This is a genomic window from Pseudomonas sp. LA5 (genome assembly GCF_028640825.1).
GTDB lineage: Bacteria > Pseudomonadota > Gammaproteobacteria > Pseudomonadales > Pseudomonadaceae > Chryseomonas > Chryseomonas aestiva.
The window spans coordinates 230157-254720 of the sequence record NZ_JAQYZY010000025.1; the positions used below are offsets into that span (position 1 = coordinate 230157).

18 protein-coding genes are annotated in these 24564 nt (G+C 63.6%); 13 read left to right on the top strand and 5 right to left on the bottom strand.

Annotated features, from left to right (window positions below; translation table 11 throughout):
* Positions 1 to 15: 15 nt before the first annotated feature.
* The 3 genes from PVZ72_RS07725 to PVZ72_RS07735 are packed head-to-tail and all read right to left on the bottom strand — an operon-like array spanning position 16 to position 3403.
* Positions 16 to 1365: an MmgE/PrpD family protein gene (locus PVZ72_RS07725; RefSeq protein ID WP_273861609.1), complete on the bottom strand. Its 1350-nt coding sequence runs from the start codon at positions 1363 to 1365 to the stop codon at positions 16 to 18.
* Between the two features lie 10 nt (positions 1366 to 1375).
* On the bottom strand, positions 1376 to 2539 hold the full coding sequence (locus PVZ72_RS07730; protein WP_405046425.1) for an acyl-CoA dehydrogenase family protein: 1164 nt from the start codon (positions 2537 to 2539) through the stop codon (positions 1376 to 1378).
* A 36-nt stretch (positions 2540 to 2575) separates the two neighbouring features.
* Positions 2576 to 3403: an FAS1-like dehydratase domain-containing protein gene (locus PVZ72_RS07735; RefSeq protein WP_273861610.1), complete on the bottom strand. Its 828-nt coding sequence runs from the start codon at positions 3401 to 3403 to the stop codon at positions 2576 to 2578.
* Positions 3404 to 3527: 124 nt separating this feature from the next.
* On the opposite strand from PVZ72_RS07735, the gene PVZ72_RS07740 reads away from it, so the two are divergent.
* Positions 3528 to 4442 (top strand): LysR substrate-binding domain-containing protein, encoded by a 915-nt coding sequence (locus tag PVZ72_RS07740; protein WP_187979194.1) that lies wholly within the window; start codon positions 3528 to 3530, stop codon positions 4440 to 4442.
* A 212-nt stretch (positions 4443 to 4654) separates the two neighbouring features.
* Here the strand turns inward: PVZ72_RS07740 and PVZ72_RS07745 are convergent, their stop codons facing one another.
* On the bottom strand, positions 4655 to 5650 hold the full coding sequence (locus tag PVZ72_RS07745; protein WP_273861611.1) for a fatty acid desaturase: 996 nt from the start codon (positions 5648 to 5650) through the stop codon (positions 4655 to 4657).
* A 676-nt stretch (positions 5651 to 6326) separates the two neighbouring features.
* Between PVZ72_RS07745 and PVZ72_RS07750 the strand changes: the two genes are divergently transcribed.
* Positions 6327 to 7550, top strand: coding sequence for an acyl-CoA dehydrogenase family protein (locus PVZ72_RS07750; RefSeq protein ID WP_273861612.1), 1224 nt, complete (start codon positions 6327 to 6329; stop codon positions 7548 to 7550).
* Positions 7551 to 7652: 102 nt separating this feature from the next.
* Positions 7653 to 7787 carry a hypothetical protein gene (locus tag PVZ72_RS07755; RefSeq protein WP_256664572.1) on the top strand — a complete coding sequence of 45 codons (135 nt, stop codon included), beginning with the start codon at positions 7653 to 7655 and terminating at the stop codon, positions 7785 to 7787.
* Between the two features lie 200 nt (positions 7788 to 7987).
* Here PVZ72_RS07755 and PVZ72_RS07760 read toward each other — a convergent pair whose 3' ends face one another.
* Positions 7988 to 8359, bottom strand: a complete 372-nt coding sequence (locus tag PVZ72_RS07760; RefSeq protein ID WP_027599241.1) for a response regulator — start codon at positions 8357 to 8359, stop codon at positions 7988 to 7990.
* 334 nt (positions 8360 to 8693) lie between these two features.
* Between PVZ72_RS07760 and PVZ72_RS07765 the strand changes: the two genes are divergently transcribed.
* From PVZ72_RS07765 to PVZ72_RS07810, 10 genes are all read left to right on the top strand, one after another.
* Positions 8694 to 9815 carry a mechanosensitive ion channel family protein gene (locus PVZ72_RS07765; RefSeq protein ID WP_273861613.1) on the top strand — a complete coding sequence of 374 codons (1122 nt, stop codon included), beginning with the start codon at positions 8694 to 8696 and terminating at the stop codon, positions 9813 to 9815.
* Between the two features lie 346 nt (positions 9816 to 10161).
* On the top strand, positions 10162 to 11745 hold the full coding sequence (gene glgA / locus PVZ72_RS07770) for a glycogen synthase GlgA (RefSeq protein ID WP_273861614.1): 1584 nt from the start codon (positions 10162 to 10164) through the stop codon (positions 11743 to 11745).
* 159 nt (positions 11746 to 11904) lie between these two features.
* Positions 11905 to 13710, top strand: a complete 1806-nt coding sequence (treZ, locus tag PVZ72_RS07775; protein ID WP_273861615.1) for a malto-oligosyltrehalose trehalohydrolase — start codon at positions 11905 to 11907, stop codon at positions 13708 to 13710.
* Positions 13707 to 15773 (top strand): 4-alpha-glucanotransferase, encoded by a 2067-nt coding sequence (gene malQ / locus PVZ72_RS07780; protein WP_273861616.1) that lies wholly within the window; start codon positions 13707 to 13709, stop codon positions 15771 to 15773. The genes treZ and malQ overlap by 4 nt, the downstream gene beginning before the upstream one ends.
* Positions 15770 to 18577, top strand: a complete 2808-nt coding sequence (treY, locus tag PVZ72_RS07785) for a malto-oligosyltrehalose synthase (protein WP_273861617.1) — start codon at positions 15770 to 15772, stop codon at positions 18575 to 18577. The genes malQ and treY overlap by 4 nt, the downstream gene beginning before the upstream one ends.
* Positions 18574 to 19077 (top strand): DUF2934 domain-containing protein, encoded by a 504-nt coding sequence (locus PVZ72_RS07790; RefSeq protein WP_273861618.1) that lies wholly within the window; start codon positions 18574 to 18576, stop codon positions 19075 to 19077. Before treY ends, PVZ72_RS07790 begins: the two co-directional genes overlap by 4 nt.
* Before the next feature lie 249 nt (positions 19078 to 19326).
* Positions 19327 to 21516: a glycogen debranching protein GlgX gene (gene glgX / locus PVZ72_RS07795; RefSeq protein ID WP_252977116.1), complete on the top strand. Its 2190-nt coding sequence runs from the start codon at positions 19327 to 19329 to the stop codon at positions 21514 to 21516.
* Positions 21513 to 22274, top strand: a complete 762-nt coding sequence (locus PVZ72_RS07800; protein WP_133861799.1) for an endonuclease/exonuclease/phosphatase family protein — start codon at positions 21513 to 21515, stop codon at positions 22272 to 22274. The genes glgX and PVZ72_RS07800 overlap by 4 nt, the downstream gene beginning before the upstream one ends.
* Positions 22271 to 23518 carry a cardiolipin synthase ClsB gene (gene clsB / locus PVZ72_RS07805; RefSeq protein WP_273861619.1) on the top strand — a complete coding sequence of 416 codons (1248 nt, stop codon included), beginning with the start codon at positions 22271 to 22273 and terminating at the stop codon, positions 23516 to 23518. Before PVZ72_RS07800 ends, clsB begins: the two co-directional genes overlap by 4 nt.
* Positions 23515 to 24561 (top strand): lysylphosphatidylglycerol synthase transmembrane domain-containing protein, encoded by a 1047-nt coding sequence (locus tag PVZ72_RS07810; RefSeq protein WP_273861620.1) that lies wholly within the window; start codon positions 23515 to 23517, stop codon positions 24559 to 24561. The genes clsB and PVZ72_RS07810 overlap by 4 nt, the downstream gene beginning before the upstream one ends.
* Positions 24562 to 24564: the final 3 nt, after the last annotated feature.

Sequence of the window (24564 nt, forward strand, 5' to 3'; positions counted from 1 at the left end):
TTGGTTCACTCCGGGTCAGGTGAAGCAATAGAGATCCACGCACTCGTGCAGCCGCCAGGCCTGGGCGATCAGGGCCTCGGCCTCGGCGGGTGGGCGTTTGCCGGCGAAGGCGACCAGCCGGCGGAACTTGTCTTCCAATTCGGCCCTGTCGAGGGTATTGCCGGGATCACCCTTGGGCTCGTCGATACGTCCCTGCAGAACGGCGCCCTGGCGGGTTGTCACCTCGACCCTTCCCAGCCAACGCTGGGGATAGGCGGCATCGACCTCGGGGTCCAGCCGCATGCCGACGCGCGCGCGGAAGGCCGCGACCGCGGGATCGTTCAGCGCGGAATTCGCAAATTCGCCCAGTTGCGCCTTGCCATGGACGGCGATCAGACCCAGCACCGTGCCCATGGAAAACTTCGCCTGATGCACGGTCCGCGGCACGTCCACGCGCCCGAGCACGTCCAGGGCGCCCTGGTGAACTCGTGCTGTTACCCGGGCAATGTCGTCGGGCGCCAGGCACTCGCGCTGCATCAGGTCCAACAGGGCATCGGCAGCAGGATGGGTATGCCGACAGGACGCATGGAACTTGAAGGAGGTTTCCAGCAAGGCCCAGCGCTGCCCCAGGCGATCGCTCAGGCGGCGGGCGTCGGCGTCACTGGAAAGGCCGGCAGCCATCCCCTGCTCGCCTTCCAGGATGTTGCGCGCACCGGTCAGCCCTTGCGCCGTGAGATAGGCTGCGAGCAGTCCATCCCCCGCTGCCTTGGCGGTATGCAGCTGCTTGGAATCCGCCGCGTCACGCAGGAACTCCCAGAGCCCCGCCGCCTGGGTGCCCGCGTTGCCAAGCACCTGGATGAACTGCTCCCGGTCGAAGCCCAGCAACTTGCCCACCGCCACCGCCGCGGCCAGGGTGCCAGCGGTGGCCGTGGTGTGGAAGATCCGATAGTGCGAGCGCCCGAGAAATTCACCGATGCGGATGCCTGCCTCATAGCCGGCGACCGCGGCGACGATCAGCTCCTGTCCGCTCTTTCCCAGGTCCTGGGCGGCGGCCAGTGCGGCGGAAAAGACCACCGTCGCCGGATGCAGCACCGAGCTGTTGTGCAGATCATCCTGCTCCACCAGATGAGAGGCGGCGCCATTGACCAGCGCGGCAAAGTAGGGCGAGGTGCCGTAGGGCGCGACGAGTACCCGGGCCCGCCCCTCGCGCGGGCCCATGGTCTGCGCATAGGCATGGAACAGCGGTGTGGGATGGCTGCCATCGCTGGCCAGTGCGGAGCCCAGCCAGTCGAGAAACAGCTCTTCGGTCCGAGAGACGACGCTGGCTGGCAGGTCCGCATAGGCCAGCTCGCCAAGATAGGCCGCCAGACGTTCGGTATGGGTCATGGCAGTCACCCTAGAACGAGCGCGGCAATTCGAGCAGGTGCTCGGCCACGTAGGAAAGAATGAGGTTGGTGGAGATGGGCGCCACCTGGTACAGGCGCGTCTCGCGAAACTTGCGCTCGACGTCGTACTCGGTGGCAAAGCCAAAGCCACCGTGCGTCTGCAGACAGGCGTTGGCCGCCTCCCAGCTGGCCTTGGCCGCCAGGTACTTGGCCATGTTGGCCGCCGCGCCGGCGTTTTCGCCGCGGTCGTACAGATCGCAGGCGTGCCAGCGCATCAGATCGGCGGCCTCGATCTCGATATGGGCCTCGGCGATGGGAAACTGCACGCCCTGGTTCTGCCCGATGGGGCGACCGAATACCACCCGGTCGCGGGCATAGTGACTGGCCTTCTCGACGAACCAGCGGCCGTCGCCAATGCATTCCGCGGCGATCAGGGTGCGTTCGGCATTGAGCCCATCGAGGATGTAGCGGAAACCCTTGCCCTCCTCCCCGATGAGGTTGCTGGCGGGAATTTCCAGCTCGTCGAAGAACAGCTCGTTGGTCTCGTGATTGACCATGTTGGGGATGGGCCGAACCGTGAGCCCCTTGCCAATGGCCTCACGCAGATCCACCAGAAAGATCGACATACCTTCGGATTTGCGCTGGACGGCCTCCAGGGGTGTGGTCCGCGCCAGCAGGATCATCAGATCGGAATGCTGCACCCGGGAGATCCACACCTTCTGCCCATTGATCACATAGCGATCGCCCTTGCGCACCGCCGTGGTCTTGATCTTGGTGGTGTCGGTGCCGGTGGTAGGCTCGGTGACGCCCATGGACTGCAGCCGCAGCTCGCCGCTGGCCAGCCGTGGCAGATAGCTGTTCTTCTGCTCTTCGCTGCCATTCCGCAGCAGGGTGAACATGTTGTACATCTGCCCATGGATGGTGCCGGAGTTGCCCCCGCAGCGGTTCACCTCCTCCAGGATGATGGACGCCTCGGCCAGGCCCAGCCCCGAGCCACCATAGGCTTCCGGAATCATCGCGGACAGCCAGCCTGCCTCGGTCATCGCCTGGACGAAGTCCTGGGGAAAACCCTTCTGCTCATCGATTCGGCGCCAGTATTCGGCCGGAAAGCCCGCGCAGAGGCCACGGACGCCATCGCGAATGGCGGCGAATTCTTCTTGTCGTTCGTCCAGCATGGGGGGTTCTCTCTTGTCGTTATAGGGGCACCGCTGTCACTCGAAATGCAACTGAGCCATCTGGGCGACACCGTCGCCATTTCCGGCCCACAGCTCCGCCTCGCCGGGCGCGATGACCTGACCACTGAGCGTGAAGGGAGCGGGTGCGATCAGCGGACGAACGCCGCGATAACTGAATTGCCGTATCCGCGCGGTGGGATGGGCGCGACGAAAGCTGCGCAGCAACAGGGTCGCGATGAGCGGGCCATGGACGACCAGACCGGCATAGCCTTCCTGTTGGGTCGCGTAGGGCCAGTCGTAGTGGATGCGATGACCGTTGAAGGTCACCGCCGAATAGCGAAACAGCAACGTAGGCTCGGGCACCACCGACTCCGCCCAGCCACCGAGAGCGATGGCTTCGCCGCTGCCGGCCTTGGGCGCTCCGGGCTCGCGATAGACCAGGTCCTGCTCTTCGCGCAGTACCAGTTCGTCGCGCTGGAAATAGCGATGCTCGACGGTCACGAACAGCAGGCTGCCGCTGCGGCCCGCCTTCTCCTCGACGCGTAGCAGGGTCGAAAGGCAACGAGCCTGCTCGTCAACGCGCAGTTCGCCGAGAAACTCCAGGCGTCCGCCTGCCCACATGCGATTACGCCCTTCCGCCGGCGGCAGGAAGGTGCCCCGCGCCGCGTGACCATCGGGCCCGAGCTGGGCACCTGCCACGGGATTATCGAAGAAGGCCCAGTGCCAGAGCGGCGGCAGCGCCTCGCCTGCAGCCAACGGCGATTCGTCGAAGGTATGGGCGATACGCGCGACTTGGCGTTGACCCAGGAACTCGTGGGTTTCGAGCGTTCGCCCCACCCAGGCTTCGGCCGGCGTAGTGTTCATGTCTGGCTCCCGTCATTAGGCTCTCAACCAGCTTGAGGGGAGTTGTTTCGTTCTGTGAATTTACATTTGCGTAAGCCGGCATTCGGCTAGGCTGAACGCCGAAAGACGTACCGAGTACAAGAGCATGCATTTCGACCTGCCTGACCTGCGGCTTTTCATCCATATCGCCGAATCGCCCAGCCTGACCCAGGGCGCACGCCGGGCCGCACTCTCTCCGGCAGCTGCCAGCGCCCGGATAAAGGCCCTCGAAAGCCAATTCGGCATCCGCTTGCTATACCGTGACAGCCGCGGCGTAGAGCTCACGCCAGCGGGTCAGCGTCTACTGCAACATGCCCGCCTGGTTATGCGCCAAGTCGACTTTCTCAAAGGTGAATTCACCGAGTACCGCAGCGATGCCAGCGGGCATATCCGTATCTTCGCCAACACCACAGCGGTTACCGAGTTCCTCCCGGGGCTGCTGGCCGGCTATCTCGCCGATCGCCCCGGCGTGACGGTGGATCTGCAGGAGCGCCTCAATCGTGACATTGTCAGGGGGGTCATCGACGGGGCAGCGGATCTGGGCATCACCGCCGGGCTGATCGAGGCCAGCAATCTGCAGATCCTGCCCTACAGCATGGACCGCCTGACGCTGGTAGTACCGACCGATCATGCCTTGGCGAGCGAGCCCCAGGTCACCTTGCGTGAAACCCTGGACTACCAGCACATCTGTCTGCGCGAGGGCACCAGCCTGCTGAATTTCCTGCGGGATCAGGTGGAGCGTCTCGGTGCCACCCTGAATCTGCGTATCCAGCTTTCCAGTTTCGAGGCCGTGTGCCGCATGGTCGAAGCCAAGGTGGGCATCGGCATCCTGCCCGAATCCGCCGCCCAGCATCACGGCAAAAGCATGGCCATCAAGACGGTACGGCTCGAAGAGCCCTGGGCCCTGCGCGAGCGAAATATCCTGGTCAGGGATCTGGAGGCGCTGCCGGAAAGCGTCCGTGCCTTGGTCAGGCTGTTGCAGCAATCAGCCAAAGGCGAAGTAAACCGGGAACACGCCTGACGAGGCGATCCCGGAAGTCATCCTTTCGACTACACCCCTGTCTAGTGAAACCGGAGCGCTCCCAATTTGCGCATCACTTCGTCTGCAGTCCAACGCCGGTATTCGGTTCGATCATGACGACCATGGCGTCTCGATCGTGGCTGGTCCCTTCGCCGTTGAGTGCTGCAGCAGAGGAGTCGAAGGAGACTGATCAGCTCTTTACAGGGGTGGTATTATTTAGTGATAAGAACTATGGCAAATGGCCGTCTGCCAGCCGGCGTACCCGCTGCTTGCGCTTGAGGATGCAGTGGCGCATCCACGGGTCGCCAGGCGAAACGCCAGCCCAAGTCGCGATAGCCGGAAAACAGGAAACCACCACTGCGAACCTGGTAGGCACGGCGCCTGGCTCGATAGACCCGCGGAATGAAATACCAGGGCAAGCCCGGCAGATCGTGGTGAACCAGGTGCAGGGTGTTGTTGAGAAATAGCCAGCGCAGCGCCCCACCGCTTTCGTTGAGTACGCATCTTTGCGCAGGGTCCAGCGCCGGACGATGCTCGTAGAAAGATCGGATCAGCGCCACGGCCAGCGCCGGCCAGGCTACCCCCAGCACATAGACCTCCAGGGGCATGCCAGATAGCCAGTGAATCGCCAGGAGCAAGCCTGCACACAGCGCCAGATGAATCAGCCAGACGCGCAGCACGCCCCGCTCCCCGCGCCACCCGCGGCGTACTTCGAGATCGAGCATGCCGTGAAGCGACAGGATCGGGCCAACCAGGAGCCGACCGATCAGGGTCTTGTCCATCCAGAGCAACGCACGCCCGACCTGCCCTCGCCGCTCCCAGAGTTCGCCATCGACATAACGGCTCTCGGGATCGAGGGTCGGATCGGTGAGGTTCTCGCGCCAATGGTGCGCCAGGTGGCTGTCACGATAGAGCGGAAAGGGAAACCAGAGGCCGAGGGGCGGATAGGCGAGCAAGGCATTCACCCCGGGCCAGCGAGTTGGATGTCCATGAATCAACTCGTGTTGCAGGGACTGATGCAGCACCACCAGGATCGTCAGCGGCGGCAGGATCCAGAAACCCAGTAGCGGCCACGCCCAGACCAGCGTCAGCCAGCCGGCGTAGACACCGACGATCAGCCCCCAGGTTGGCCATTCACTTCGACCGGTGGCGGTATGCAGGAGCAGCTTGATCAGGCGGCGGTGCCGCGCATCGAGATAGACAGTCACCGCAGGGTCCTGATAACGAGAAATCAACGCTGACCCTAAGGAAAAACAAGAGGGAAGCCAAATATCGTTAAGGCATTACCTCATGAAAAGACGTTATTCGACCACCTCGCTGCTTGTAACTTCGCCTGATTGAACGCCTTGTTTAAGCAATCTCTTACGTCTTACCTTACATAGCATAATGCTCAAAAAATCATAAGCTTATAAGCAAAAACCGATCAGGCAGCTCAACTGTTTCGTGAGCAACACCTGCATTTAAAAATCAGTTAAAGACATATCCTTAGCAGCTTTGAAGATTGGCGGCGCTCTTGAACGCCCATCTAGACTTCCGCCAACTTTCACGAACTTCAAAGTTTGCCATGCCGCTGTCTGATAAAACTCTTCTACCTGCTGCGCCTGCGCGAACTGCAAGGGTGAATTTCGTTGCCGAGCTGGCAGCCTGCGACGTGTCCAGCCCCCCTCCGCTGCGTCGGCTGCCGACCCTGAATCGAGCCGAAGCGGCAACGCGCATCCGATACCGTGCGACAGCGCGGGTATCCCTCGTCGGCACCCTCGGCCGTCGACTGGTAGCGGCGATGGTGCTGATCGGCTGCACCCGAGCCGCCCATACCGAGCTGGCTCGTCTTGGGCTCGCGCTTCCCCACTCTCTGCTGACACGACCAGAAGGATTTTCTTTTCCATGAGCATCATTTCCGCAGGCTGGGGCGCCGGCCCTTCCGCGCGTCACGCCGAACTCTCGGCCCGCTTTCAGCCGCTGTTCCAGCGTATTCGCGCGGGCGCCATAGAACGCGAGGTGCAGCGGCGACTGCCGGTCGAAGAATTGGCCTGGCTGAAGGCGGCCGGTTTCACCGCCTTGCGGTTGCCGGTCGAGCATGGCGGTGCGGGCGTCACCCTGCCGGAATTGTTTGCCCTGCTCATCGAACTGGGCGAGGCCGATTCCAATCTGGTGCAGGCGTTGCGCGGTCACATGGGCTTTGTCGAGGGCTTGCTCAACAGCGATGACCAGGCACGCCGCAGCCGCTGGTTCGCCCGTATCGCCGCGGGTGAAACCCTGGGTCCGGCCTCCAGCGAGGTCGGCGATGCCCGGCGGGCCGAATTCAGTACCCGCGTGCGTCGGGAGGGTGACGCCCTGCTGCTTTCGGGCACCAAGTTCTATACCACGGGTTCGCTCTATGCGGACTGGATCGACGTGGGCGCCACCGATGACGCCGGCAATCGCGTCATGGCGACCATCCGCCGCGACGCTCCCGGCGTGGCGGTGGTGGATGACTGGAATGGCTTCGGCCAGACGCTGACCGCCAGCGGCACGGCCACCTTTACCAACGTGCGGGTAGCGCCTGGGGACGTGGTCACGGTAGGCGAGCGCTTCCGCTATTCGCCGGGCTTCTTCCAAGTCTTCCACCTCGCCAACCTGGCGGGCATGGGGCGGGCCATGAGCAGCGAGGTGGCGGCTGCGGTCGCCGCTCGCACCCGCACCTTCACCATTGGTAATGCCGACCGGGTCAGCCAGGATCCACAGGTATTGGCAGTGGTAGGCCAGGTGCGCAGCGCCGCCTACTGCGCCGGGGTGATCGCCCTGAAGAATGCCGAAGCGCTGCAGCGCGTGCATGACCTCAGGCAGGCGGATGACCAGGCGGCCGAGGATCGCGCGGTGGAACTGGCCGAACTGGAGGTCTGCCAGTCGCTCAATGTGGTTACGGACCTGATCATCGATGCCTCCGGACGCCTCTTCGACGCTCTGGGCGCCTCGGCCACGCTGAGACCGCAGGGACTGGATCGCTTCTGGCGCAATGCCCGTACCCTCGCCTCCCATAATCCGCGCATCTACAAGGATCGCATCGTCGGCGACTTCGCGGTCAACGGCACGCCGCCCCCACCGCAGTGGAAGATCGGCGTCGCCTAGGGGCCGAAGCCGCCGGAAATGCCGACGAGAGCCGCCCTGCCCCGCTGTTCGCCGCCCCCGGCGATGCTTTAAGCTCGCCGGCTTTCCTCCTGGAGCGGTGTCATGGAAAGGTCGCGCAGCAATCGTCAGGCCGTATGGAAGGCTATCAAGGATCCGCGCTTCATCCCCGTTGCCGTGGCGGCGGTGTGCATCGTGCTGTTCTTCGTCCTGGGGTTGGTCGACGTCCTGGGCAACTGATCGCCACGCTGAGACGCTGGCCTATCCCTGCCACGGGATGGGCCATCACAGCGCGGGGCGCGGCCCGTGGGGGCTATTACCTGGATGCTTTTCCCGGGCCAGAGGCCTTGCGCCAGGTTGGCGAGCCGGGAAGCCAGGTGAAGGTATGAACTGCAAAAAGCGCGAAAAGCGGCCTGGAACCAGGCCGCGGAGGACAGCAATCAGCCTTTGCGCTGATTGAGGAAGCGGAAGCAGCCGGCCAGCAGATCATCGAAGCGCCACGGCTTGGGCAGATAGTAGATATCCGGTGCGCGTTCAGGCTGGAGTTCTTCGAAATAACCCGAGGAGACGATGATGGGCAGACCCGGCAGCTGCTGCTTGACGCGACGCGCCAGCTCCAGACCGTCGATGGCACCCGGCATGCGGACATCGGTGATCAGCAGATCCGGCGTCGGACGCGCACTCGACAGGTATTCCCAGGCTTGGTCCGCGGTACCGAAGGTGTGCACCTGAAAGCCTTCGCCTTCGAGCACCTCTTCCATCAGCCCGAGCAACATGTTCTCGTCTTCGACAACCACTACCACTGGCTTCATAAATCCGTCTCGATCTCCGCAGGTCCGCCATCTGACTGGACGTATCTCGTTGGGGCGCGAATTCTACTCCTATCCTGCGTCCGCTGCGCACTCTCCTCTAAGCTTAGACGCGAGGTGCGACATCCTGCCCCACTGATCGACAGAAAAGCCTGCCGGGAGCGGAACAGGTTTTTTCCTACAGGGGTGGTATTAATTGGCAGGGTATTTTGCCGCTTCCTCGGGGAACCGTGGCGAAGCCCCTCAGTCGGAAAACAGGTATCTCGAAAGGCTTCCCGCGATTCCTCCGCGTCAGCTTTTCAGGATCCCGGGAAGCCGTCTGCTTGAGGAAATGCGTATGACGGCCATCGACTGGACAGGTTGGCTCAACGCCCCCTGGATCACCACGCTGATCGCGGCGGGGGTCGCCCTGCTGATCAGCAGCATCCTCCTGATAGTGGCGTTTGCGGCCATCCGCCGGCTGGCCAATCCCTTTTTGCTGGCGCGCAACCTGGTGAAGCACGCCGAGAAGCCAGCGCGGCTGGCGGTCCCTCTGGTGGTGTTGCAAGGTGTCTGGAATTCCGCACCCGATGCCCTGCCGCTGTTGCGTGCGGTACAGCATCTCACCGGCCTGCTGAGCATCGCTGCCTTCACCTGGCTGGGTCTCAGGGCGGTCAAGGCCGTCGGAGCCACCATCGCCCTGCGCAATCCCGTGGATGTGGTGGACAACCTGCGGGCACGGCGAATCCAGACGCAGAATCGGGTGCTGGTACGCAGCCTCAGCTTCGTCGTGCTGCTGGTAGGTATCGCCCTGATGCTGATGACTTTTCCCGCGGTTCGCCAGGTGGGCGCGAGCCTGCTCGCCTCCGCTGGTGTCGCCGGCCTGGTCGCGGGTATCGCCGCACGCCCGGTACTGGGCAATCTCATCGCCGGTCTGCAGATCGCCGTGACGCAGCCGATCCGGCTCGACGACGTGGTCATCGTCGAAGGGGAATGGGGCCGGGTGGAAGAGATCACCGGCACCTATGTGGTGGTCCGCATCTGGGACGACCGTCGCCTGGTGGTTCCCCTGCAGTACTTCATCGAGACCCCCTTCCAGAACTGGACGCGCTCCTCCTCCAGCCTGATCGGATCAGTCTTCATATGGGTTGACTATTCCCTGCCCCTGGCGCCGATCCGCACCGAATTGGAACGCGCCTGTGCCGAGGTGCCCCATTTATGGGACGAGCGTGTCTGTGTGCTGCAGGTGACCGATGCGTCCCATGATTCGATCCAGATCCGGGTGCTGGTGAGCTCCGGCGATTCCTCGAAGAACTGGGACCTGCGCTGCTTCGTGCGGGAACGGCTGATCACCTACATCAATCGTGAGTTCCCCCTCTGCCTGCCCAAGCTGCGAACCGAACTGGGACGTCGCGATGTGCTTCCCACACCACAATCCGACGAAAGGCACGAACCGGTCGTACGCCAGCCAGAAGTATGATTTATCGGCTAATTGTCTCGATCAGGCAGCCATTAAGCGGTTCACCTGCAGCTTATTTCTTAGCGCACCAAGAGTGAGCGCCAGCTTTCGGGCATGTATTTGGCAATACGAAGCAGGACCGCAACATTCGAGCAGGAAACTTGTGACGTTGTCCGAGAGTCAGTGCGAGAGCAATCTGGAATTCCGCGAAGCAGTTCTCGCCCAAATCCAGACATCTCAGAAGAGATGACCGGCAAAAAGGCTGTAGCAGCTCGGCTGTAGGCGTTTTTGAACCAGGAGCATCGAGCTTCAGGAAGAAGCAATCAGGTAAACCTCAGTCTCGAACTTGCTGCATTGGGAGCGCACCATGGCAAATGCCGTCGTGGGGAAATTTGGGGCTCTGGAGCCCGTTGAAACTGCCACTCTTTCCACCAGATCCAGCTCTCCTCGCAAGCGCACGGATGAGCCTCAGCTGACGCTGAGCTCCGTCGTCGAAAGCCGCAAACGTATCCTCTTCGTGACCCCGGAAATTTCCGACTTCGTCAAGGCCGGTGGCCTGGGCGAGGTTTCGGGCGCCCTGCCGCGCGCCCTCGCCGCCTCCCATGACGTCCGGGTGCTGATCCCCGGCTACCGTCAGGTGATGGCCGCGATCAAGGACCGTGTGCAGATGGTCGGCCGCATCGCCGCCCGTGCCGCCATGCCCGCCTGTGACATCGGTCGCGTCAATCTGGACGACGGGCTGGTCGTCTATGTATTGATCTGTCCCGAGCTGTACGAGCGCTCGGGCAATCCCTACGGCGACCTGAACGGCGCCGACTGGGCCGACAACCACATCCGTTTCGGTCGTCTGGCCAGCGCCGCGGCCGACTTCGCCCTGGGCGACGCCTCGATTCGCTGGGTGCCGGACCTGCTGCACCTCAACGACTGGCAGACCGGCCTCGCTGCTGGCTACCTGCGTTGGAAGGGTGCCAGCACCCCTTGCCTTACCACCATCCACAACCTGGCCTACCAGGGCCTGTTTCCCGCCTCGGTCATGGCCGACCTGGATATCCCCCCCCATGCCTTCCAGATGGAAGGCCTCGAGTTCTGGGGCAAGGTTTCCTTTCTCAAGGCGGGCCTGGTCTATGCCGACCACATCACCACGGTCAGCCACACCTATGCCCACGAGATCACCACGCCCGAATTCGGCTGCGGCCTGGAAGGGCTGCTGCAGGTCAAGGCGCGGGAAGGCAAGCTGACCGGTCTGCTCAATGGCATCGACGATGGCTGGAGCGCCTGCAGCGATCCGCATCTGTGCCAGCAGTTCCACGAATCCGACTGGGACGGCAAGGCGGTCAACGCGGCTCGCATCCGCGAGGAATTCGGTCTCGAGCCGTCCAATGGCCCGCTGTTCGCCGTGGTCTCGCGGCTGGTCCAGCAGAAAGGCATCGATCTGACCATCCAGGCCGCCGATCACATCGTCGCCCGTGGCGGCCAGCTGATGATAATAGGTTGCGGCGAGCCGCACATCGAGCGTCAGGTGCGGGCCCTGGCCCTGCGCTACCCTGGCCGCGTCAGTGCCCACATCGGCTTCTGCGAGACGGAAGCCCGACGCATGTATGCCGGCAGCGACTTCCTGCTGATGCCCTCGCGCTTCGAGCCTTGCGGCCTGAGCCAGATGTACGCCCAGCGCTTCGCCTCCCTGCCGATCGCCACCCGCACCGGCGGTCTGGCCGACAGTATCGAGGACGGCACCACCGGCTTCCTGTTCGCCCCGCTGTCGCTGGAGAACTACATCAGCGCCATCGACCGCGCCCTGGGTGTGTTCGAACGTCAGGACCTGCTGCTGGCCATGCGGCACCGGGCCATGCAGGGCCCATTCTTCTGGTCCGAATGCGCCAAGCCGTACGCCTCGCTGTACCTCGATCTGCTCCAGGCCACCGCGCATCAGGAGCGTCACGTCGGCGCCTGATGCCCGACGTGGCTACCAAGCGCTTTTCCTTCGCCAAAAGGCCGACGAAAAGCGCTATCCCCGCCCAACTTTGAGCAACTCTCACCGGTCATAACAGCAACTGCGGCCAACTGGGCCGCAGTGTCTTTTCTGCCGTCCGGCTTCGGGAGTTCTCTATCCATGACTGATATTTCGCGCGACGCAGCCGCGGTGACCGGGGGCTATGCCTGGCAAACCCGTGCCGGTGCCACCCTGGTGGGCAAGGACCGCACCTTCTTCCACTTCTGGGCACCCAGCGCCGATGCCGTTTCGGTGGTCCTGGAAGGCGGCATGACCCTTGCCATGGAGGCCGAGCAAGACGGCTGGTTCGCGGTCGAGGCCCAGTGCGGCGCCGGTACCCGTTATCGCTATCAGATCGAGGACCTGCTGGTCCCGGATCCTGCGTCCCGCGCCCAGGCCGGCGACGTGCACGAGCCAAGCATCGTCATCGACCCCACCACCTATCACTGGCAAAGCGTCGAGTGGCAGGGTCGCCCCTGGCACGAAAGCGTCATCTACGAATTGCATGTCGGCACCCTGGGTGGCTTTTCCGGTGTCGAGAAGCTGGTACCCCGCCTGGCCGCGCTGGGCGTCACCGCCATCGAACTGATGCCGCTGTCGGAATTTCCCGGCGATCGCAACTGGGGCTATGACGGCGTCCTGCCCTATGCGGTGGAAGCCTCCTACGGCACCCCGGACGATCTCAAGTCGCTGATCGACACCGCCCACGGCCATGGCGTCATGGTCTACCTGGACGTGGTCTACAACCACTTCGGGCCGGACGGCAACTACCTGCACGCCTACGCCGAGCGCTTCTTTCGCGAAGACATCCATACACCCTGGGGCGCCGCCATCGATTTCCGTCAGGACGCCGTGCGCCGCTACTTCATCGACAACGCCTTGATGTGGCTGATGGAGTACCGCTTCGATGGCCTGAGATTCGATGCGGTCCATGCCATCAACGACAAGGGCTTCCTCGAAGAGATGGCCGAGGAGATCCGCAGCACCGTCGAGCCGGGTCGCCACATCCACCTGATGCTGGAAAACGAAGACAACACCGCCACCCTGCTGGGCGGCAAGCACTACGACGCGCAGTGGGCGGACGACTGGCACAACGTCATCCATCCCATGCTGACCGACGAGAACGAAGGCTACTACCAGGACTTCACCGAGGACGCCACGGCCAAGCTGGTGCGCTGCCTGGGCGAAGGCTTCATTTACCAGGGCGAGCAGACCCGCCACGGCAAGGCCCGCGGTGAACCCAGCAAGGACCTGCCGGCCTCGGCCTTCGTCATCTTCCTGCAGAACCACGACCAGGTCGGCAACCGCGCCTTCGGTGAACGCCTGACCCGTCTGGCACCGGAGCCGGCGCTGAAGGCCGCCACGGCGCTCTTGCTGCTCAGTCCGATGATTCCGCTGCTGTTCATTGGCGAGGAATGGGGCAGCCGTCAGCCCTTCCTGTTCTTCACCAGTCACAACGATGAGCTGGCCGAACTGGTCCGCGATGGTCGCCGTAACGAGTTCAAGGACTTCGATTTCTTCACCAGTGAAGAGCATCGCCAGCAGATCCCCGATCCGAACGCGCCCAAGACCTTCGAGGACTCCAAGCCCAATTTCGGCGAAGCCGATCAGCCCGATCACGCTGCCTGGCTGGGGCTGTACCGCGAGCTGCTGGAGATCCGCCACCGCGAACTCTTCCCGCGTCTGGAAGGGGCGCGTCCCGCAGGCGCCGAAGCCCTGGCCGACCGCGCCGTGCGCGCGCGCTGGAGCCTCGCCGACGGCAGCCGCCTGACCATCGAACTCAATCTGAGCGACAAGGCCGTACAGCTGGACGAGGCGCCTCAGGGCGAGTTGCTGCACAGCAGCGACGCTGCAGCAACGCCTGCCCGTCAGGACGGCACGCTGAGCGCGCATTCGGCACTGGTCTGGCTGGAGAAAAAGGCATGAGTGGCGATCGTCTGGAACAACTGGCCGAGGCCGCCGGCATCGCCATCGAATGGACCGCCTACGACGGCCAGCGCCAACGCGTAAGCCCGGAGGCGCTGCGCAATCTGCTCAAGGCCATCGAATTGCCGGCGGACAGTGACGCCGATATCGACGCCAGCCTGCGCAAGCTGGCCGAGGTGGGTGACAAGCACCACTTGCCGCCGCTCATCACCGCAGTGGTCGATAAACCGGTCGGTGCCCCGGACCAGTTCAAGCGCGGTGTCCGCTACCAGGTACAGCTGGAAGGCGGCGAGCGTCTGGACGGCCAGGTCGACGACCGCGGACAGCTGGCGCCGATCAGCGCCGCCGGTTATCACCAGGCCGAGGTCGATGGCGAAGCCCTGACCCTGGCCGTCGCGCCGGAACGCTGCTTCACCATCGCCGACGCCACCGGCAATGAACAGGCCCGTCTCTGGGGTCTGGCCGTGCAGCTCTACAGCCTCAGACGCGAAGGGGGCAGCGGCGCCGGCGATCTCCAGGGCCTGGTGCACTTCGCCAAGGCCGCCGGCGACAAAGGCGCCGACGCCCTGGCCATCAGCCCCTTGCACGCTATGTTCAGCGCCGATGGCAGCCGCTACAGCCCCTACTCGCCATCGAGTCGGGTGTTCTTCAATGTGCTCTATGCCGCGCCGGAGCTGGTCCTGGGTGCCGAGTCCGTACGCCAGGCCATGCAGCGCGCCGGTCTGCAGGCGGAAGCCGAGCGCCTGGAGCAGCTGGAGCTGATCGATTGGCCGGCGCTGGCCAAGCTGCGCCTGCGCCTGTTGCGCACCCTGCACCTGGATTTCCGCACCGCCGGCGGCGAGCTGCGGGAGCGTTTCGAGGCCTTCCGCCGCGACGGTGGCGAGGCGCTGGAAAACCATTGTCGCTTCGAAGCCCTGCATGCCTCCTTCACCCAGGGCGCTGCCTCGCCGAGCTGGCAGCATTGGCCGCAGCAGTATCGCGACCCCAGGAACCCGGCCGTGGCCGAATTCGCCGAACGCCATGCCCAGGACGTGGAGTTCTACGCCTTCACCCAATGGCTGGCCAGCGAAGGACTGTCCGCGGCCCAGGCACAGTGCCGCGACGCGGGCATGAAGATCGGCCTGATCGCCGATATCGCCGTGGGCGCGGATGGTGGTGGCAGCCAGGCCTGGAGTCGGCAGGAAGAGTTGCTGGCCTCGGTCACCGTGGGTTGCCCACCGGACCTGCTCAACCAGAAAGGCCAGGGCTGGGGCATTTCCGCCTTCTCGCCCACCGGCATGGTCAAGCATGGCTTCCGCGCCTTCATCGAGATGCTCAGGGCTAACTTCGCCCATGCCGGCGGTGTGCGCATCGACCACGTAATGGGCCTGCAACGCCTCTGGCTGGTGCCCGAGGGCGCTTCGCCGGCCGACGGTGCCTATCTCTCCTACCCCATCGACGACCTGCTGCGACTGGTCGCCCTGGAATCCTGGCGTCATCGCTGCGTGGTCATGGGTGAAGACCTGGGGACGGTGCCCGAAGGCTTCCGCGAACGCCTGGCCGAGCGCGCCATCATGGGCATGCAGGTGCTGCTGTTCGAGCGAGATGGCAAGGCCTTCAAGCCCGCTGCGCAATGGTCGGACACAGCCATGGGCATGCCCACCACCCATGACCTGCCGACCCTTACCGGTTGGTGGCAGGGCCGCGATGCCGACTGGCAGGAGGAGCTGGGGCTGCTGCCCGATGGCACCTCGCGCCAGGACCGGCTCGACGAGCGGGCCGAGGATCGCCAATACCTGGCCAAGGTGCTGGAACTGGACGACCCCCGGGAAAGCAATGTCGAACAGGCGGTCGATGCCGCCATCGCCTTCATCGGCCGCACCCCGGCACCGCTGATCATCCTGCCGGTGGAAGACGCCCTGGGCCAGCTGGAGCAGGCCAACCTGCCCGGCACCACCAACGAACACCCCAATTGGCTGCGCCGCTGGGACGACCCGGCCGAGCGCCTGCTGAACGCTGCTACCCCTAAACGACGCCTGAGCGTGCTGAGCACTGCGCGTAATAATCCGGAGAACACTCGATGAGTCGCTTGCGCGCTACCGTACGCCTGCAGTTCCACAAGGACTTCACCTTCGACGATGCCCTGCCCCTGGTGGACTACTACGCCAAGCTGGGTATCAGCCACGTCTACGCCTCGCCCATCACCACCGCTCGCGCCGGCTCCGTGCACGGCTACGACGTGGTGGATCCGACCCGGGTCAACCCGGAGCTGGGCGGCGAAGACGCGCTGCGGCGCCTGGTCGCCCGCCTGCGTGAGCACGGCATGGGGCTGATCGCCGACTTCGTGCCCAACCACACCAATGTGGGCGGTTCGGAAAATGCCTGGTGGCTGGATATTCTCGAATGGGGTCGTCAGAGCCGCTATGCCGGCTTCTACGACATCAACTGGTACGGCCCGGACCCGGATCTGCAGGGCCAGGTGCTGCTGCCCTTCCTCGGTGACGCCTATGGCAACGTGCTGCAGGCCGGCGACCTCAAGCTGGTGTTCGACGCCGAGCAAGGCGCCTTCCGCGTGGAGTACTACGCCCACCACTTCCCCATCAACCCAGGCACCTATGGCCAGATCCTGCGCGAGAGCGACCTGCCCCAACTGAGCCTCTTCGCGGATGCCTTCTCGGCACGTGCCAAGGATCTGGACGAAGCCCGCGGCGCCCAGCGCCAGCTGGCGGATGCCGCCAGGGATCCCGCTGTGGCAGCGGCCATCGAGAAGGCGGTCGCCGCCTTCGATGGCAGCCAGCCGGCCAACCAGGAACGCCTGCATGCCCTGCTGGAGAGTCAGCATTATCGCCTGGCCAGCTGGCGCACCGCATCGGACGACATCAACTGGCGGCGCTTCTTCGACATCACCGAACTCGGCGGCCTGCGCATGGAGCGCCACGAGGTGTTCGAGGAGACCCATTCGCTGATCTTCCGCCTGATCAGCGAAGGCCTGCTCGACGGCCTGCGCCTGGATCACATCGACGGCCTGGCCAATCCCCGTGCCTATTGCCGCAAGCTGCGCCGTCGGGTGGACGACCTTTGCGCCAGCCGCACCGGTGGCGCGCCGGAAGATGGCTTCCCCATCTATATCGAGAAGATCCTGGCGGATGGCGAGCAGTTGCGCGAAGGCTGGGGCATCGATGGCACGACCGGCTACGAGTTCATGAACGAGGTCTCGGCGGTGCAGCATGCGGCCAGCGGCGAAGCACCGCTCCGCCGGTTCTGGGCCGAGCGGACCGGTCGTACCGAGGACTTCCTCGAAGAGGTACGGGAAGCACGGCGTCTGGTTCTCACCGGCGCGCTGTCCAGCGAATTCGAATCCGCCGTGCACACCCTGCACCTGCTCGCCCAACAGGACTGGCGTACCCGCGACACCAGTCAGGGCGCCATCCGCCGGGTGCTGCTGGAGCTGATCGTGCAGTTCAAGGTCTATCGCACCTATGCCGGCGCGGCGGGTTTCGTCGGTGCCGATGCCCAGTGGTTCGATACCGCGCTGGAGGCCGCCCGCCCCCATGTCAGCGAAGCAGAACAGCCGCTACTGGAGCAACTGCGCGCCTGGCTGGGTGGTGATGCCCCGCGGCACAAGCCCGTGGGCAGCGTGGCACGTCGCGAACAGCGCCGGGCGATCACCAAGTTCCAGCAGCTCACTTCGCCCATTGCTGCCAAGGCCGTGGAAGATACCGCCTGCTATCGCTCCGCACCGCTGCTGTCGCGCAATGACGTGGGTTTCGATCCGCAGCATTTCGCCCAGCCGGTCAGTGCCTTCCACCAGGCCAGCGGTTGGCGCGCTGAACACTTCCCGCGCAACATGCTCACCACCGCGACCCACGACCACAAGCGTGGCGAGGACACCCGCGCTCGCCTGGCGGTGGTCTCGGAACGTCCGGATGCCTACATCGCCCAGGCCACCCGCTGGATGCAGCAGGCCGCCCCGCTGCGCGGCCAGTGGAACGACGCCCCGGCGCCGACGCCGGGCGATGAACTCATGCTCTACCAGACCCTGCTCGCCAGCTGGCCACTGCATCTGCAGGCCGATGACCGGCAGGGTCTGGAGGCCTATCTGGAGCGTCTGCTGCAGTGGCAGGAAAAGGCCCTGCGCGAGGAGAAGCTGGAGTCCGACTGGTGGGCTCCGAACGGGGACTACGAAGCGGCCTGCAAGGCCTTTCTGGAAGGTCTGCTCACCGACGATCAGTACCGCGGCCTGCGCAGCGAGATCGTCACTGCGGTACAGGAACTGGCGCCAGCAGGTGGCCTGAACGGCCTGGTGCAGATGCTACTGCGCAATACCGCGCCCGGCGTGCCCGACCTCTACCAGGGTGGTGAATTCTGGGACTTCAGCCTGGTGGAGCCCGACAACCGTCGCGCCGTGGACTACGCCCCGCGGCAGCAGGCGCTGACCAGGCACGCCTCGGTCGATGCTGCTCTGGATGCCTGGCAGAACGGCGAGATCAAGCAGCAGGTACTGGCTGCCGTATTGCAACTGCGCAAGCAGCGGCCGCAACTGTTCACCGAAGGTGACTATCTGCCCCTGAGCGTAGTGGGTGCCCACGCCGATCAGGTGCTGGCCTTTGCCCGTACCTGGGAACAACAGGCAGTGATCGTCATCGTGCCGGTGCATGCCTCCGAACTGCTGGAGAACAACGGAAAACTGCAATTTTCTGCGGAGGCTTGGCAGGACACCCGGATAAAACTTCCCGAAACCTTGTCCATGTACCGTTTTGGGGAAACTTTTGCCCCGGCATCTGTCCATGACCAGAAGAAAGAGCTTTCTGTCGGCGAGGTTCTGGCACGTTTTCCGCTTGGATTGCTCAGCACACAAGACATCACTCAAGGAGCCGCACCGCAATGACCCAAAAAGACGAACGCATCCAGCAGCTCGCCTATCAGATCTGGGAGTCCGAAGGACGGCCGGCTCACGAACATGATCGCCACTGGGAGATGGCGACCCGACTGTACGAAGCCGAACAGGAAGGCGTGGCCAAGAAGACCGCGGCCAAGAAGCCTCGGGCGACCAAGGCTGCAGCCATCGCGGAAAAGCCTGTTACTAGCAAGGCCGGCACCACCGGCAAGACCAAGAGTGGCAGCGAGAAGGCCGCTACCGAAGACGCGGCTGCCGGTGAGTCCGTGACCGAGAAGGTCGAGTCGGCCGCCAAGAAGGTTGCCAGCAAGGTCAAGCAGGCGGTCAAGCCCAGTGCAGGCAAGACCGGTGCGAGCAAGGCCCCGGCCAGCAAGGCAAAGGCTGACGCCAACGTCGAGGCCACCGGCGTAGGTGTGGCACCAGCCACGCCCAAGAAGCCGCGCGCTTCCCGTGCCAAGGCGGCCACGGCCAAGCCTGCCGCCACCGAGTGATGTGATGTTCCGGCCTGGCCGTTCGGCCAGGCCTTCCCCTGCCGCCTCGCTGCGGCGTTCGCGTTACCGCTGTTCTCCTGATTTTTCCAGAAAAAACAACGCTTTGTCGGTTCGCCATCAGGGCCCGGAACTGCGCTGCGTCGGGCCTTTCATATACAGGTAGCCGGATCTGTATCGATTCAGCCACCGGCAGGTATTGAGAGCCGAGTCAGAGCTACTTCCTTCCTAGCTATCCCCGAGAGCGTCGAAATGACATCAACCGATTCCAACAAGCCCTTAACCGAAGCGACCGCGTTCATCAGCAAGTCCAAGTCTCGTGTTCGTGAAGGCCTGCCCTATCCCCTGGGCGCTACCTGGGACGGCTCCGGCGTGAACTTCGCCATCTTTTCCGCCAACGCCACCAAGATAGAACTCTGTCTCTTCGACGACGAAGGCAAGGAAGAAATCGAACGCATTGAGCTGCCGGAATTCACCAACGAGATCTGGCACGGCTACCTGCCCGATGCCCGTCCCGGCACGCTCTACGGTTACCGCGTACACGGCCCCTATGAGCCGCAGAATGGCCATCGCTTCAACCACAACAAGCTGCTGATCGATCCCTACGCCAAGCAGATCGTCGGTGAGCTGGAGTGGAACGATGCCCTGTTCGGCTACACCATCGGCCATGCCGATGGCGACCTGTCTTTCGACGAGCGCGACAGCGCCCCCTTCATGCCGCGCTGCCGGGTGATCGACCCGGCCTTCACCTGGGGCAACACCACCCATCCGCGTGTCCCGCGTGACCGCACCGTGTTCTACGAGACCCATGTCCGCGGCTACACCATGCAGCACCCGGCAGTGCCCGAGAACGCCCGGGGCACCTTCTCCGGCCTGCAGGAAAGCGAAGTCATCGATTACATCAAGTCGCTCGGCGTGACCTCCGTCGAGCTGATGCCGATCCACTACTTCCTCGATGACAACCACCTGCTGGAAAAGGGCCTGAGAAACTTCTGGGGCTACAACACCCTGGCCTTCTTCGCCCCGCACTCGCGCTACATGGCCAGCCAGTCCATCGGCGAATTCAAGGTGATGGTCGCGCGCATGCACAATGCCGGCCTCGAGGTCATCCTCGACGTGGTCTACAACCACACCGCCGAAGGCAACGAGATGGGCCCGACCCTCTCGCTGAAGGGCATCGACAACGCCAATTACTACCGCCTGATGCCCGATGATGCGCGTTACTACATCAACGATACCGGTACCGGCAACACCCTGAACATGAGCCACCCCTGCGTGCTGCAGATGGTCACCGACTCGCTGCGCTACTGGGCGACCGAGATGGGCGTGGACGGCTTCCGCTTCGACCTGGCCACCATCCTGGGCCGCGAGCCGGACGGCTTCGACGAAGGCGGCGGTTTCCTGCATGCCTGCCGTCAGGATCCCATCCTGGCCGAGACCAAGCTCATCGCCGAACCCTGGGACTGCGGCCCCGGCGGCTATCAGGTCGGCAACTTCCCACCCGGCTGGATGGAGTGGAACGATACCTTCCGCGACACCGCGCGTGCCTTCTGGAAGGGTGACGAAGACAAGATCGGCGATTTCGCGAAGATCCTGCTGGGCTCCGGCGACAAGTTCAACCGTCGCGGTCGCAAGCCCTACTCGTCCGTGAACTTCGTGACCGCCCACGATGGCTTCACCCTGGCCGATACCGTGTCGTACAACGACAAGCACAACGAGGCCAATGGCGAAGGCAACAACGACGGCCACTCCCATAACCTGTCGTGGAACTGCGGTGTCGAGGGTGAGACCGACGATCCGGAGATCATCGAACTGCGCTATCGGCAGATGCGCAACCTGCTGGCGACCCTCTTCCTCTCCCAAGGCACGCCCATGCTGCTGGCCGGGGACGAGTTCGCGCGTACCCAGGGCGGCAACAACAACGGCTACTGCCAGGACAGCGAGATCGGCTGGGTCAACTGGGAGATCAGCGAAAAGAGTGCCGAACTGCAGGAGTACGTGCGCAACCTGATCGACCTGCGTCGCCGCTATCCGCTGCTGCGTCGTAGCCGCTTCTTCACCGGTGCCTACAACGAAGAACTGGGCGTCAAGGATGTCACCTGGCTGCAGCCCGGCGGCACCGAGATGGGCGACGAGCAATGGCAGGACGGCAGCAACAAGTGCATGGGCATCCTGCTCGATGGCCGTGCCCAGCCGACCGGCATTCGTCGCAAGGGCGCGGATACCTCGCTGCTGATTCTGGTCAATGCTCATTATGACGTGGTGGATTTCACCCTGCCGGAAGTCCCCATGGGCGAGCATTGGTCCCTGCAGCTGGATACCAATCAGCCTGACCTGGATGCCGGCGACGTCTTCAATTTCGGAGACACCTATCAGGTCACCGGACGCTCGGTATTGCTGTTCGAGCTGACCCAGACCAAGCGGAGGAAGCGCCAGGCATGACGAACGCGCAACAGGGTTTTTCGTTCAAGGTCCTGACCATCAACACGCACAAGGGCTTCACGTCCTTCAACCGCAAGTTCATCTTGCCGGAATTGCGCGAGGCGGTGCGGACGGTGTCAGCGGACATTGTCTTCTTGCAGGAGGTATTGGGTACCCACGAAAAGCACCCGTTGCGCTTCGAGAACTGGCCGGCGGCGCCGCAGTACGAGTTCCTGGCCGATTCGATGTGGACCGACTTCGCCTACGGGCGAAATGCGGTCTACCCGGACGGCCATCACGGTAATGCGGTGCTGTCGAAGTTTCCCATCGTCAGTTACGACAACTTCGACATTTCCATCGCCGGTCCGGAAAAGCGCGGGATGCTGCATTGCGTCCTGCGTATCCCGGATCAGGCCGTGGATCTGCACGTCATCTGCGTGCATCTGGGCCTGCGCGAGAAACATCGCCAGATGCAGATGCAGCTGATCTGCGAACACATCAATTCCCTGCCCAGCGATGCCCCCGTCGTGGTGGCAGGGGACTTCAACGACTGGCGTCAGAAGGCCAATGACATCCTTGGCCAGGGCGCGGGACTCGAAGAGGTGTTCATGAAGACCGCGGGGCGCCTGCCCAAGACCTTCCCGGCCAAGCGACCCCTGCTCTGCCTGGATCGCATCTACACGCGCAACGTCAGCGTCGGGCGCCCACAGGTGCTGGGCAATCAGCCATGGTCGCACCTGTCCGACCATGCGCCCCTGGCTGCGGACTTCCACCTATGAATTTCGAATGGCGGGACGGAAACCGCATCGCCTTGCTGGAAAACGGCGAGGACTTCTTTCCACGGGTCTTCGAGGCGATCCGCGCGGCCGAGCGCGAGGTCATCATCGAGACCTTCATCCTCTTCCACGACAAGGTCGGCAAAGCCTTGCAGAAAGAGCTGGTCGCGGCGGCCAAGCGTGGTGTCCAGGTGGACATCACCGTGGACGCCTACGGCTCGCCCGATCTGCCACGCGACTTCATCGATGAAATGGTGCATGCCGGCGTACGGTTCCGCTATTACGATCCGCGCCCCCTGGTCATGGGCATGAGGACCAATCTCTTCCGCCGCCTGCATCGCAAGATCGTGGTGGTGGACGCCCGCCAGGGGTTCATCGGCGGCATCAACTACTCCGCCGAGCACCTGGGCGACTTCGGACCCGAAGCCAAGCAGGATTACGCCGTCGAGGTCGAAGGCCCCATCGTCGATGACATCCACCGTTTCGCGCGGGACGCCATCAACTCCCCCGAGGAAACCCACCGCTGGTGGGGCAAGCGCTCGCAGAAGCCGGCCGACAACCGCAATCCCGGCAATGCCCAGGCGCTGCTGGTGTTCCGCGACAACGACGAGCATCGCGCCGACATCGAAAAGCACTACCTGGAGATGCTGCGCAATGCCAAGCGCGAGGTGGTGATCGCCAACGCCTACTTCTTCCCCGGCTATCGGCTGCTCAGGGAAATGCGCAATGCGGCGCAGCGGGGCGTCCGCGTGGTGCTGATCGTGCAGGGCGAACCGGACATGGCCATCGTCAAGGTCGGCGCGCAGATGCTCTACAACTACCTGGTCAAGGCCGGGGTGGAGATCTACGAATATTGCCTGCGGCCCTTGCACGGCAAGGTGGCGACCATGGACGAGCACTGGTCCACCGTGGGTTCGAGCAATCTCGACCCCCTGAGTCTCTCGCTGAACCTCGAATGCAACCTGATCTTCCATGACCACGCCTTCAACCGCGAACTGCGCGGTCGCCTGGAAACCCTGATCCAGAATCACTGCGAGCACGTCGACAGCAGCAAGGTACCCAAGCGCACCTACTGGCACCTGGCCAAGACGATGCTGGTCTTTCACTTCCTGCGCCACTTCCCCGCCTGGGTCGGCTGGCTGCCCGGTCATACCCCCAAGATCGAACTGGTGAGTCCGCCGGTGCAGCCCGAGCTCGAAACCCAGGATCGGGTCGATTCCTCGATTTCAAGGTATCCCCAACGATGAGCAGCCACAGCGACGCCCTGGATCATACCGACGACGAGGACGACCAGCAGGCTGCCGACAAGCCGCAGAATGGTCGCTGGGTGCTGGCGAAGAAGATCCTCACCTGGGTCTTCCTGATCGCGGTGGTGGTGCTGCTGGTGATCTATGCCCGCAAGGTGGACTGGGGCGAGGTCTGGAAGGTCTTCACCGGCTACAAGTGGACGACGCTGGCCATGGCCGGCGGCCTAGTGGTGCTGTCCTACATCATGTATGGCTGCTATGACCTGATCGGGCGGGCCTATTGCGGGCACAAGCTGGTCAAGCGCCAGGTGTTCCTCGTCTCCTTCATCTGCTACGCCTTCACCCTGACCCTGAGCACCTGGGTCGGCGGCATCGGCATGAGATACCGCCTCTATTCCCGCCTGGGCCTTTCCAGCGGCACCATCACCCGCATCTTTTCCCTGAGCATCGCCACCAACTGGCTCGGCTATATCCTGCTGGCCGGTGGCATCTTCGTCAGCGGCGTGGTGGACATGCCGCCTAACTGGTTCGTCGGCGATACCACCCTGCGGCTGATCGGCTTCGGCCTGCTGGCCTTCATCGTCTTCTACCTGGGCGTCTGTGCCTTCGCCAAGCAGCGCGAATGGACGGTACGCAAGCAGCGCCTCGCCCTGCCCTCGCTGCGCATGGCCTGCCTGCAGTTGCTGGTCTCCTCGATCAACTGGATGGCCATGGCGGCCATCGTCTACCTGTTCCTCGGCCGCCAGGTGGACTATCTGCATGTGCTAGGCGTGTTGTTGCTCTCCAGCATCGCCATGGTCATCGTGCATATCCCGGCTGGGGTCGGAGTGCTGGAGACGGTGTTCATCGCCCTGCTGGCCAATGACGGCCTCTCTCAGGGCAAGATCATCGCTGCGCTGCTCGGCTACCGGACGCTGTATTTCATCCTGCCGCTGCTGATCGCGGCCGTGCTCTACTTCGCCCTGGAAAGCCGGGCCAAGAAGCTCAAGGTCAGCAATGACCGACGCGAAGAGCGCAAGCAGCAGGAAAAGCACGCGACCTGAGCC